An 11,860-nucleotide genomic window follows, 5' to 3' on the forward strand; every position below is an offset into this window, starting at 1 on the left:
CAATGCGGAAAATGGAAGTCGTGTGTCATGCGCTCGGCGCGGTATGTGTCGCTCAAAGCGAGCGCAGCACCGCACGCACCGGACTCGCATCGAGTCGCATGAACTTGAGCGGCAATGCGATGAGTTCGTAATCGGACGGTGCAATGGCATCGAGCACCAGTCCTTCGAGGATCGCCATGCGATGCGCCCGAATGCGGTGGTGGGCGTCCATCGTCTTGCTCTCCTGGGGATCGAGCGACGGCGTGTCGATTCCGACCAACTTCACCCCATGCGCCGCGAGCAGGTCGATCGTCTCGGGCGCGACGGCGCAAAACGCACTGTCCCAGCGAGCGACGGGGGCCTGTGCATACGTGCGCAATAGCACGCGTGGCGGCACGTCTGTCAGGTAGGGGGCCACCCGATCCGGCGTGACGACCGGCGACGCGCCAACGCAATGAATGACCCGGCACGGCCCAAGATAAGTCTCAAGCGCCACTTCCCCGATAAAGGCGCCGTCGTCGTCGTAATGACGCGGCGCGTCGGCGTGGGCGCCCGTATGCGGCGACAGCGTGATGCGCCCGACGTTGACCGGGCAGCCCGGTCCGATCTGCCACACCGACTGTTCCGAGAACGGCGTGTCACCGGGCCAGACCGGCGTGTCGCTCGAGAGTGGCGCGCTGATATCCCACACGCGGCGCTCGACGGGCGTGTTGGCTGGGCGGTGGCGGGGTTCGGTCATGGGTGTGCGCAAAATCGTCAATCGATATGCGCATCTTAGAAGAATTCGCTTCGCAAGTGCTTGCGTATTCGGGGATGGCGAGGCGTGAAATTGATCGAAAAAATCGTATTTTCTTAATTTTAGGAAAGAATATTCGACAAGATTGCGAAGTGATCGAATATTCGACGATTCGCCGCGCAAGGCGATCTGCGATTTCGGACGCTGCCGCGCGGTGATCGGAATGCGCCTACACGGGCGTTGCGCCCGCTGTGTCCCTTACGTTCCAGACGGTCCCGACGTCCCCTGCGTCATCTCGTCGATCAACCGGCGCAGGGTCGCTTTGAGCAAGGTGGATTGTTCTGTACCGAAGCGGGCGAGCACGCCGGCTTCGTGACGTCGCGCGCTGGCGAGCAGCGGGGTTACGCGCTCACGTCCGGCCTGGGTGAGCGAGACCATCGACTGGCGGCGGTCCGTGGCGCTCTCGCCGCGCACGACGTCGCCGGTCGCTTCGAGCCGGTCGACGATCTTGGTGAGCGTCGGCTGCTTGGCGAGCACGATGTCGGCCAGTTGATTGATGGTGCGCGCGCGACCGTCGGAGAGCGTGGCGAGAACACGCCACTCCGTCACACCGAGCCCGGCCGCCGCGACTTCACGGTGAAATTCGTCGGACACCAGCGTGCTCGCGCGCGCGAGCAGATAGGCCAGGTAGTCGTCGACGAACGGTGCACCGGCGGCAGACATGAGGCGGCTCAGCCGAGCGACTGCGGCTTGTGGAAGCCACCGGCGTGGAAGATCAGCGGCATGCGCTCGCCAACGTCGGCATGTACGCCGCAACGCTCGACTTCGCCAACAAAGATGACGTGGTCGCCTTCGTCGTAGCGGCTGCGGTTATGACATTCGAACCAGGCCAGCGCACCGTCGAGAACCGGCGTGCCCGACGCAGAGAGCGTATAAGGCACACCCGCAAAACGGTCGCCCTTCATCGTGGCAAAACGCTTGCAGATGTCAAGTTGATCGGACGCCAGCACATTCACGGCATAGTGCGAGTTCTCGCGAAAGACCGGCATGCTGCCTGCGCGCGTGGCAAGACTCCACAGAATGAGCGGCGGCGTGAGCGACACTGAGTTGAACGAACTGGCGGTGATCCCGATAAGCGATCCGTCGTCGGCGCGCGTGGTAATCACGGTCACCCCGGTCGCGAATTGACCGAGCGCATGACGAAAGGCCGTGTTGTCGAAATCTGGCGCTGAGGCGCGTTTGGCGTTCACTGTCCCTGCACTCCCGTCCGGCAAATTTGATCGGGTTGATTTGTATGAATATTCATATACTATGGCACGAACAACAGATCGACAAGACGCATGACGGCCAGCCGCGTGCCAGAGGGGAATGTCCCCGGCAGGCGAGAAGGTCAGACGCTCAGGAGACGATATGCTGATCGAGCGAATCGAGCATAAGTGGATCGACGTATTTGCCGAGACCTTGCGGCGCTGCGGTATCGGACCCGGTGATGTGGTGGCGATTGTAGCCGAAACGCAATCCCGGCCTGTCAACGTGGAATTAGCGCAACTTGCCGCCGAATCGCTTGGCGCCGCGCCATTTCGGCTGGTCGTGCCGAGTCGGCGCGTGAGTGCGCCGGTGCCGGTGCGCTCGACCGGCGCGAGCGACGCGCTGGGTGGGTTGGCGCCCGTCGTCGCCGCGCTCAAGGCGGCCACACTGGTCGTCGACTGCACGGTCGAAGGCCTGTTGCATGCCCCTGAACTGCCCGACATTCTCGGCGGCGGTGCGCGCGTGTTGATGGTCTCGAACGAACATCCCGAAATTCTGGAACGTTGCGCGACCGATCCGGCGCTCGAACCGAAAGTGCGCGCCGCGATCAAGCGTTTGCGCGCGGCCGCCCAAATGCACGTCACCTCCGCCGCCGGTACCGATCTGCGCATCGGGCTTCGCGATGCGCGTGTGGGCGGCGTCTGGGGCTGGTGCGCCAAGCCGGGGCAGGTGGCCCACTGGCCGGGCGGTCTGGCGCTGGCATTTCCCGCCGCGCACAGCGTGAACGGACAGCTCGTGCTGGCCCCCGGCGACATCAACCTCACATTCAAGCAATATCTACGCGATCGCATCGCGCTCACGGTCGAAGACGACTATGTTGTCGCCATCGATGGCGAAGGTGTGGACGTCGACCTCATGCGCGACTACTTCGCGGCGTGGGGCGATCGCGACGCCTATGCCGTCTCGCACGTCGGCTTCGGCCTGAACCCTCGTGCCCGCTGGGACGCACTCGCCTGTTACGACAAACGCGATTGCAACGGCACCGAGCAGCGCGCCTTTGCGGGCAACTTCCTGTACTCGACCGGTGCCAACGAAGTGGCGGGACGTCACACGCTCGGGCATTTCGACCTGCCGCTGCGGCGTTGCACGATCGCGCTCGACGGCGACGTCGTGGTGCGCGACGGGCAATTGCAAGGCGAGTTCGCGTCATGACGCGCCTCGTGCCCGCCTGTCGCATCGCCGGTGACGGCCCGCTCACGCTCGTGCTGCTGCATGGCATCGGCGGCAATCGTCACGTGTGGCCCGCGCAATTCGAGATGTTCGTGGCGGCCGGTTATCGCGTGGCCGCCTGGGACATGCCCGGTTACGGCGAGAGCGCCATGCCCGCCGAGGCGACAATGGCGGCGCTGGCCGACCGCTTGCGAACGCTGCTCGACGCGTTGGGGCCCTCGCGTTTCGTGCTCGTCGGCCACAGCATGGGCGGCATGGTCGCGCAGGAGCTGATGGCGCGCGGCGCGCCGTTCACGCGCGATATCGCCGCGCTGATCCTGTGCGGCACGTCGCCCGCGTTCGGCAAGCCCGACGGCGACTTTCAGCGCGAGTTCGTGCGGCAGCGCACCGCCCCGCTCGACGCAGGCAAGACCTTGCGCGAAATGGCTGAAGCCATCGTGCCGGGCATGCTTGGCGACCCATCCGCGACCGCGCGCGCGAGTGCGCACACACTGGCCGTCGATGCGATGGGCGCGCTCACGCCCGCGGCCTACCGCGCGGCGCTCCAGGCGCTGGTCGGTTTCGAACAGCGCGCCGCACTCGCGCGTCTTGCCGTGCCGGTGCTGCTGATCGCCGGTGAGCACGACGCCAACGCGCCGGCGAAAGTCATGGCGCGCATGGCCGACGCCATCCCGGCGGCGCGCTACGTTTGCCTGCCCGGCGCCGGGCATCTCATGAATCTGACGCATCCGGCGGAATTCAATGCCGAGGTGCGCGCCTTCCTCGAATCACTCTAGGAGACCACCGTGGCCTATCAGCCCCCTTCGATCGTCGGCGAGCATCATCCGCTCACGGACAAGCAACGGCGCCTGCTGGCGCTGGCCGAGCAGGTGGGACGCGAGTCGCTCGCGCCGCGCGCCGCCCGCTGGGATCGCGAAGCGTCGTTCCCGTTCGAGAACTACGACGACATGCGCGCCGCCGGTTTGCTGAAGTTGTGCATTCCCGAATCGGACGGCGGCCTGGGCGCCGATTTCGCCACGTACATGATGGTCTCCGCCGAACTGGGCCGCCATTGCGGTGCGACGGCGCTTACGTTCAACATGCACACATGTTCGATGATGTGGACCGGCATTCTCGCCGACGATCTCGACATGACGCCCGAGCAACGCGCCGAGCATGCGCGCTATCGCGAGCATCACTTCGCGCGCGTGATCCAGGACGGGGCGATCTATGCGCAACCGTTCTCCGAGGGCAGCGCGGCCGCGGCGGGCAAGGCGCCGTTCGGCACGACGGCGACGAAAGTCGACGGCGGGTGGAAGATCAACGGACGCAAGATCTTCGCGTCGCTCTCGGGGGCGGCGAACTACTACGGCGTGCTGTGCACCGAAGACAAGCCCGAGTTGTCGATGAAGGACACGTTCTATATCGCGGTGCCCGGCGACGCCCCGGGCGTCACCGTGACCGGCGACTGGGATCCGCTCGGCATGCGCGGCACCGTCTCGCGCACGCTGCTTTTCAAGGATGTGTTCGTTCCCGACGAACTGCAATTGATGCCGCGCGGCGTTTACTATCAGGCCGCCAGCCGTTGGCCGCACATGTTCATGACGCTGGCCCCGACGTACATGGGTATCGCTCAGGCCGCGTACGATTTCACCGTGCGCTATTTGCGAGGGGAAGCCGAGGGCATGGGGGCGCCAGTCAAGCGTCGTATGTATCCGACCAAGCAGATTGCCGTCGCGCAGATGCACATCATGCTCGAGCAGACGCGCGCGCTTTTCCTGCGCGCGTTGCAGGACGGCCGGGCCGACCCGGGCAAGGAGGCGCGTCTGCGCGCCTATGCGGCGCAGTACACGATCATGGAGAATGCCAACGAGCTGTGCCGTCTGGCCATTCGTACGTGCGGCGGACAGTCGATGCTCAAGACGCTGCCGCTCGAACGCCTGTATCGTGATTCGCGTTGCGGTGCGCTGATGTTGCCCTGGACCGCGGAGCTGTGCCTCGATCGCATCGGCCGCGAGGCGCTTTACGAACCGGGCGAGCGCGACGAGTAAGCTACGCACTCACGCCTCACCGTCTCTCTTGTCACGGAGAATCAGTTGACGCCCTTTGTAGAAGCGCTTGCCCGTCACGCACGTGCCACGCCGCAGCGGCTGGCGCTGCGCTGCGGCGTTGGCGACGAAGCGCAGCAGACCGACTTCGCCGCACTTTGGCGCCGCATCGAACGTGTGGGCGGCCATCTGCGCGGCACGTGGCGGATCGCCCCGGGCGAGCGCGTCGCGTGCCTGGGGCTGAACGACGAGCTGCAACTGGCGCTGTTGTTCGCGTGCGCACGTGCCGGCGCCATCTTCCTGCCGCTGAATTTCCGTCTCGCCGTTCCCGAACTGGCGGCCATCGTGCGCCATGCCGGGGTGCGCGTGCTCTGGTCAGACGCGACGCACCGCGACATGGCCCGTCAGATTCGCGATGCGCTCGAAGTCACCGGCGACACCGAGCTGCCGCCACCGGCCATTGCGTCGATCGAAGGGCTGATCGCGGTGCCGTCGATCAAGCCGGTCGATTACCCGGACGTTGCCGCCGATGCCCCCGTGTTGCTCGCCTATACGTCGGGCACAACGGGCGAGCCCAAGGGGGCCTTGCACACACAGGCCGGGCTGCTGGCCAACGCCGAGGCCAGTTGGTGGGCGCACGAGATGCGTGCCGAAGACCACGTCCTCTCGACCTTGCCGATGTTCCACGTCGGCGGTTTGTGCATCCAGACGTTACCGGCGCTGTTGCGCGGGGCGAGCGTTACGTTGCATCCGCGCTTCGATCCGGCCGCCTGGATCACCGACGTGGCGAAACATCGGCCGACGCTGTCGTTGATGGTGCCCGCGACAATGCGCGCGGTGCAATGCCACCCGCTATGGCAGACGACCGATCTGTCCTCGTTGCGCGGCGTGATGGCCGGGTCCAGCGTTGTGCCGATGTCGGCCATCGACGCCTTCCATGCGCGCGGCATCCCGCTCGGGCAAGTCTATGGCGCGACCGAGACCGGGCCGGTGTCGATCGCGTTGCGCTTCGGCGAGGCGAAGGCACATCCCGGCACGGTTGGCCGGGCGTGCCCCGGCGTGGAAGTCCGCCTGACCGATGCCGCGGGCCGGCCGGTTCTCGCCGGAGAGGTTGGCGAGATTCTCGTGCGCGCGCCGAATGTGATGCGCGAGTACTGGCGCGCGCCGGACCACGCTTCATTTGAAGGCGGCTGGTTTCACTCCGGCGATCTGGCACGGTTGCGCGACGACGGCTGTTTCGAAGTCGTGGGTCGCAGCAAGGACATGATCATCTCGGGCGGCGAGAACATCTATCCGGCAGAAATTGAAAACGCGCTGGTCGACTGTCCGGGCGTGTTGGAGGCCGCTGTCGTCGGGGTGCCGGATGAGCGATGGGGCGAGGTGCCCGTTGCCGTCGTCGTGTCCGCGTCATCGGCGAGCGCGACGCAACAATCCGTGCTCGATTTCCTCGGCGCACGCATCGCTCGCTTCAAATTGCCGCGACGGGTGGTCATCGTCGACGCGCTGCCGAAGAGCGCCCTTGGGAAAGTGCAGAAGCCGATTCTCATTGGCTGGTTATCGGCCGCCTCCGAATCGCAAACGTCGATGCTCGGTCGATAATAAAAAAGATCACCCGGTGTTCGCTGAAAAACGCCGAATCCCTTGTTTCATAAGGGGTTCGGCGTTTTTTTGTGCGTCGCTCGCGTAATGCGTAAGGGAAAATACCTATGCGTAATCCTTTGGTTTGTTACCATCGGGTGGGAATTCAATTTTTTACTTTGGGAATTGCGTCGCAAGATAGCGCCCATGTCGTCATCAACGGGGTAGCCCGCTGATTTCTTTGCTTTCTTTGGCTTTTTAAGACGATGGACACCACCGAAGCGCAATCGGTCTCAGAGCGCGTGTTGCAAGTGCTTGTGACGGTCGCACGTCATGGACGACCGATCGCGGCACGCGAGATCGCCGCGCAAACGAGCTTGCCGCTCTCTACCGTTTACCGCCACCTCGTGCCGCTCAAGAAGTGGGGCCTGGTGCAGGAGCACGCCCATGAGGCGCTCTACGAACCGGGCCCGGTCGGCGTGCAATTGGCGTGGGGTTTCGACCACAACTCGCATCTTGTCACTCAGGCACGCGAAGAAATCGAAGCCCTCGTGCAGCGCACCGGCGAGACCGTGGGTCTGCTGGTCGCCGCGAATGGCCAGGTCGTTTGCCTTGACATGCACGAGAGCGAGCAATCGCTGCGTTGCTCCTTTGCGAAGGGGCGTGCCCACCCGCTGGTGCATGGCGCTTCCGCCAAGGCGCTGCTCTCGTTCCTGCCGCAAGCCACGCGCGAGAGCTTGATCAGCCGACAACTGGCGGGCCAGCCGGTGGCGCAGGAGCGTCTGGTTGCGCAGGTCGAGGAGATCCGCAAGCAGCGGTATGCGGTGTCCGAAAGCGAAGTCGACTTCGGCGTCTGGGGCGTGTCGGCCCCGGTGTTCGCCGCCAAGGAGCGTCTGGAAGGCACCATCACCTTGATGGCGCCGGCCGTGCGTGTGGCTCAGCGCCACGATGAGCTGATTCGCCTCACGTTGGCGGCAGCCGAGCGTATTTCGAATCGATTGCAATACTTTTAACCGGTTATCCGACCGAGACTACACGAAGGAGTCCCAGATGAAATTGCGTCACATCCTGTTCACGATGGCGCTGGCCATCACCTGCTCGAGCAAGGTTTTCGCGGCCGACGACGTGCTGCGTGTCGCCACCGATGCGACCTTCCCGCCGTTCGAATACGTGGAAAACGGCAAGCGTACCGGGTTCGACGTCGAGATGATCGAAGCCCTCGGCAAGGTCATGGGCAAGAAGATCGAGTGGATCGACATCGATTTCAAGGGCCTGATCCCGGCCGTGCTGTCAAAGCGTGCCGACGTGGCTGCATCGGCGATCTATATCACCGACGAGCGCCTGAAGGTCGTGAATTTCACGCATCCGTACTACACCGGCGGTCTGGCGATTCTGGTCAAGGCTGACAACACGGCCATCAAGGAACCGGCCGACCTGAACGGCAAGAAGGTGTCGGTCCAGGTGGGCACGAAGTCGGTGCAGTTCCTGAAGGAAAGCTACCCGAAGGTCGAGCGCGTGGAAGTCGAGAAGAACGACCAGATGTTCGAACTCGTGAAGATTGGCCGCGCCGACGCCGCCGTGACCGGCAAGCCTGCGGCGCTGTTGTACGCGAAGGCGAACCCGGTCGTGAAGGTGCTCGACAAGACGCTGACGGTCGAGCGCTATGGTTTTGCCGTGCGCAAGGGCGACACCGAGCTGACCAACGAGATGAACAAGGCGCTTGAGAAGGTGCGTGCCGACGGCACCTACGCCGCGCTGGTCACCAAGTACTTCGGTGCTGCGAAGTAAGTTTTTCACCAACGTAATGCCAACGTAATACCGGGCGGGTGGATCGTCGCCCCGAATGGGGAGACGGCGCCCGCCGACGCAATAAAGCCGTAGAGCTACTGACGGAGTACGCATGGAACTCGATTTTTCGCCGGTGTGGGCCAACTGGCAAGACCTCGCGCGGGGCGCGCTCGTGACCGTCGAGGTAACGGCCTGTGCGCTGGCGCTGGGCTGCGTGTTGGGTTTGCTGATCGGCATGGGCCGCCTGAACCCGGCGCATCGCATTCGCTACAGCATTTGTACCGCCTACGTCACATTCATTCGCGGTACGCCGCTGCTGGTGCAACTCTTCATTTTGTTCTTCGGCCTGCCGCAGTTCAACATTCTGCTGCCGGCATTCCTGTGCGGTGTACTGGGCCTGGGCATCTATAGCGGCGCCTACGTCTCGGAAATTGTGCGTGGTGCCATCCAGTCGATCGAACGTGGTCAGATGGAAGCCGCCCGCTCGCTCGGCATGCCTTACGGCATGGCCATGCGTTCGGTGATTCTGCCGCAGGCGATCGTGCGCATGATCCCGCCGCTGGGCAATGAATTCATCGCGCTGATCAAGAACTCTGCGCTGGTGTCGCTGCTCACGATTCACGACGTGATGCACGAAGGCCAGAAGATCATCAGCGTGTCGTACCGCTCGCTCGAAGTGTATCTGGCGATTGCGTTTGTCTATCTGATTCTGACCAGCACCACCACGCTGCTGCTGCAGCGCGCCGAGAAGTCCCTGCGTGCCGGAGGTGCCGTGCAATGAACGAAGCGAAGAAGGAATTCGGCGCGCCTATCCTGAAGATCGAAGGACTGGGCAAGGCTTACGGTAGCCTTCAGGTACTCAAGGGCATCGATTTCGAAGTCGATGCGCGCCAGGTGGTCGTTGTCATCGGCCCGAGCGGCTCGGGCAAGAGTACGTTCCTGCGCTGCTGCAACGGGCTGGAGACGGCCGAGCAGGGCACGATCGAGATTGTCGGCCACAAGCTCGTCGATCACGGCAAGATGATGGGCGAGAACGCCCTCAATCAACTGCGCACCGAAGTGGGCATGGTGTTTCAGTCGTTCAATCTGTTCCCGCACTTGACGGTGCTCGAGAACGTGACGCTCGCGCCGCGCAAGCTGCGCGGCATGAAGGCCGCCGAGGCCGAGACACTGGCCCGCGAACTGCTCGCCAAGGTGGGGCTGGCTGCAAAGGCGGACGTCTTCCCCGGCACGCTCTCGGGCGGCCAGAAGCAGCGTGTGGCGATTGCCCGCGCGCTGGCCATGCAGCCGCAGGTCATGTTGTTCGACGAGCCGACGTCGGCGCTCGATCCGGAACTGGTGGGCGAAGTCCTGCAAGTGATGAAGACGCTGGCGAACGACGGCATGACGATGCTCGTCGTCACACATGAGATGGGGTTCGCACGCGAAGTGGCGGATGTCGTGGTGGTGATGGACCAGGGCCGGATCATCGAAGCCGGGTCGCCCGAGCAGATCTTCACCGCGCCGCGCGAAGCGCGTACGCGGGAGTTTCTGCAAGCGGTTATTGCACGGTAAGGCAAGGCAGGCAAAACGTATGACAATCGATCGAACGGTCTGGCAAGGCCGCGTGGATACTGGTGAAGCCGGCCACACCCTGCGTCTGCATCAGGTGCTGCGCGACTACGACGCGTCGCAGGTCGCGGGTGGCGCCGTTGTGCTGGGGTTTTGCAGTGACGAAGGCGTACGCCGGAATCACGGACGTTTGGGCGCCGTCGCCGGCCCGGACATGCTGCGTCGCGCGCTGGCGAGCCTGCCTGTGCAGGGCTCGCCCGCGGTGTTCGACGGCGGCAATATTGTGTGTGCCGACGGCCGGCTCGAAGCGGCGCAGGCCGCGCTCGGCCATCGCGTGGCCGAGGTACTGGCGGCGGGCGCCCGTCCGGTGGTACTGGGCGGCGGACACGAGATCGCCTACGGCACATTCCTTGGCGTGGCCGAGCATTTCGGCGACCGCCTGCGCGACGAGCCGATCCTGATCCTCAACTTCGACGCCCACTTCGATTTGCGTGCCCAGCCGAGCGCCAGTTCGGGGACCCCCTTCTGGCAAATCTCGCAGTGGCTCGCGGGCCGTCAGGCGCCTTTCCGCTACGCGTGTCTTGGCGTGAGCCGTTACAGCAATACCGACGCACTGTTCGAGCGGGCGGCGGCGTTGCAGGTGGACTATTGGCTCGATGAGGCCATGTTGGCGCATCGTCTGCCGGAGATGTGTGAACGACTCGATGCAATGCTCGCCGAGGTGAGCCACGTGTACCTGACCATCGACATGGACGTTTTGCCGGGCGAGAAGGCGCCGGGGGTGTCGGCGCCGGCGGCTCATGGCGTGGCGCTCGAAGTGGTCGAGGCGCTGATCGGTGTGGTGCGTCGTTCGGGCAAGCTGCGCGTGGCGGATATCGCCGAGTACAACCCGACGTACGACCGCGACGGTCTCACGGCCCGCGTCGGTGCGCGTCTGCTGCATCCGCTCATCACGCAATTTCAGTGCTAGGTCGTTAGTCATGCGCGGGCGCGACATGCGGGCCGCATAGGGTTATTTGCGCCGTTCACCGGACTTCTGCGCGACAATAGGGCGGGCGATCGAACCATGGATCGCCCGCCCTATTGGTTTGGTGCGCCGCGGCAAAATCATAGTCGACAAGCGAGGTCATGATGACAGAGCAGACGAACTCCCTGAGCAATACCCATATGGAAGTTGCCACGCTGGCCGGTGGTTGTTTCTGGTGCCTCGAGGCCTGCTACCAGCAGCTCGATGGCGTCAAGTCCGTAGTCTCGGGCTACGAGGGCGGTCATGTCGACAACCCGACCTACGAGCAAGTCTGCGAGGGCGAGACCGGTCACGCGGAAGTGGTGCGGCTGACGTACGACCCCGGCGTCGTCACGTTTGAGGAACTGCTGATCGTGTTCTTCCAGATCCACGATCCGACGACCGTCAATCGCCAGGGCAACGACATCGGCACGCAGTATCGCTCCGCCATCTTCTATCAGGACGAGGCGCAGAAAACGGCGGCAGAACATCTCATCGCCGAGTTGATGGCCGAGATGACCTATGCGCATCCGATCGTCACGCAAGTGGTGCCCGCGCAGACGTTCTGGCCCGCCGAAGCGTATCACCAGAATTACTTCCGCCAGCATCCCGATCAGGGCTACTGCGCGTATGTCGTGGCGCCGAAGCTCAAGAAATTCCGCGAGAAGTTTGCGCGCAGGCTCAAGACGGCGGCTTAACGCGGACCGCGGGCGCTCA

General features: G+C 64.0%; 13 protein-coding genes. 10 read left to right on the forward strand and 3 right to left on the reverse strand.

Translation table 11 applies throughout. The annotated features are described in order from the left end of the window. Nucleotides 1–52: 52 nt before the first annotated feature. From kynB to PanNE5_RS13660, 3 genes are all read right to left on the reverse strand, one after another. Nucleotides 53–718: an arylformamidase gene (kynB, locus tag PanNE5_RS13650; protein WP_017231669.1), complete on the reverse strand. Its 666-nt coding sequence runs from the start codon at nt 716–718 to the stop codon at nt 53–55. Nucleotides 719–973: 255 nt separating this feature from the next. After that, nucleotides 974–1,438, reverse strand: coding sequence for a MarR family winged helix-turn-helix transcriptional regulator (locus PanNE5_RS13655; protein ID WP_017231670.1), 465 nt, complete (start codon nt 1,436–1,438; stop codon nt 974–976). 8 nt (nt 1,439–1,446) lie between these two features. Then, nucleotides 1,447–1,965, reverse strand: coding sequence for a flavin reductase family protein (locus PanNE5_RS13660; RefSeq protein ID WP_017231671.1), 519 nt, complete (start codon nt 1,963–1,965; stop codon nt 1,447–1,449). A 160-nt stretch (nt 1,966–2,125) separates the two neighbouring features. On the opposite strand from PanNE5_RS13660, the gene PanNE5_RS13665 reads away from it, so the two are divergent. The 10 genes from PanNE5_RS13665 (at nt 2,126) to msrA (ending at nt 11,841) form a co-directional block, all read left to right on the forward strand. After that, nucleotides 2,126–3,175, forward strand: a complete 1,050-nt coding sequence (locus tag PanNE5_RS13665; protein WP_017231672.1) for a hypothetical protein — start codon at nt 2,126–2,128, stop codon at nt 3,173–3,175. Further along, a complete protein-coding gene (locus PanNE5_RS13670; protein ID WP_261938155.1) occupies nt 3,172–3,969 on the forward strand; it encodes an alpha/beta fold hydrolase in 798 nt (265 codons plus the stop codon). The genes PanNE5_RS13665 and PanNE5_RS13670 overlap by 4 nt, the downstream gene beginning before the upstream one ends. A 9-nt stretch (nt 3,970–3,978) precedes the next feature. Further along, nucleotides 3,979–5,223, forward strand: a complete 1,245-nt coding sequence (locus tag PanNE5_RS13675; RefSeq protein ID WP_017235003.1) for an acyl-CoA dehydrogenase family protein — start codon at nt 3,979–3,981, stop codon at nt 5,221–5,223. A 45-nt stretch (nt 5,224–5,268) separates the two neighbouring features. Continuing rightward, nucleotides 5,269–6,819 carry a class I adenylate-forming enzyme family protein gene (locus PanNE5_RS13680; RefSeq protein WP_017235004.1) on the forward strand — a complete coding sequence of 517 codons (1,551 nt, stop codon included), beginning with the start codon at nt 5,269–5,271 and terminating at the stop codon, nt 6,817–6,819. Nucleotides 6,820–7,064: 245 nt separating this feature from the next. After that, entirely contained in the window at nt 7,065–7,811 is a 747-nt protein-coding gene (locus PanNE5_RS13685; protein ID WP_017235005.1) for an IclR family transcriptional regulator, read from the forward strand. A gap of 37 nt (nt 7,812–7,848) precedes the next feature. Beyond that, nucleotides 7,849–8,586, forward strand: coding sequence for a transporter substrate-binding domain-containing protein (locus PanNE5_RS13690; RefSeq protein WP_017235006.1), 738 nt, complete (start codon nt 7,849–7,851; stop codon nt 8,584–8,586). Between the two features lie 112 nt (nt 8,587–8,698). Then, nucleotides 8,699–9,367 (forward strand): amino acid ABC transporter permease, encoded by a 669-nt coding sequence (locus tag PanNE5_RS13695; RefSeq protein WP_261938156.1) that lies wholly within the window; start codon nt 8,699–8,701, stop codon nt 9,365–9,367. Next, nucleotides 9,364–10,140, forward strand: a complete 777-nt coding sequence (locus PanNE5_RS13700; RefSeq protein ID WP_017235008.1) for an amino acid ABC transporter ATP-binding protein — start codon at nt 9,364–9,366, stop codon at nt 10,138–10,140. The genes PanNE5_RS13695 and PanNE5_RS13700 overlap by 4 nt, the downstream gene beginning before the upstream one ends. 19 nt (nt 10,141–10,159) lie before the next feature. Next, nucleotides 10,160–11,107 carry a formimidoylglutamase gene (gene hutG, locus PanNE5_RS13705; RefSeq protein ID WP_017235009.1) on the forward strand — a complete coding sequence of 316 codons (948 nt, stop codon included), beginning with the start codon at nt 10,160–10,162 and terminating at the stop codon, nt 11,105–11,107. A gap of 158 nt (nt 11,108–11,265) precedes the next feature. Continuing rightward, entirely contained in the window at nt 11,266–11,841 is a 576-nt protein-coding gene (msrA, locus tag PanNE5_RS13710) for a peptide-methionine (S)-S-oxide reductase MsrA (RefSeq protein WP_232424681.1), read from the forward strand. Nucleotides 11,842–11,860: the final 19 nt, after the last annotated feature.

Source organism: Pandoraea sp. NE5 (assembly GCF_024363545.1).
Classification (GTDB): Bacteria; Pseudomonadota; Gammaproteobacteria; order Burkholderiales; family Burkholderiaceae; genus Pandoraea; species Pandoraea cepalis.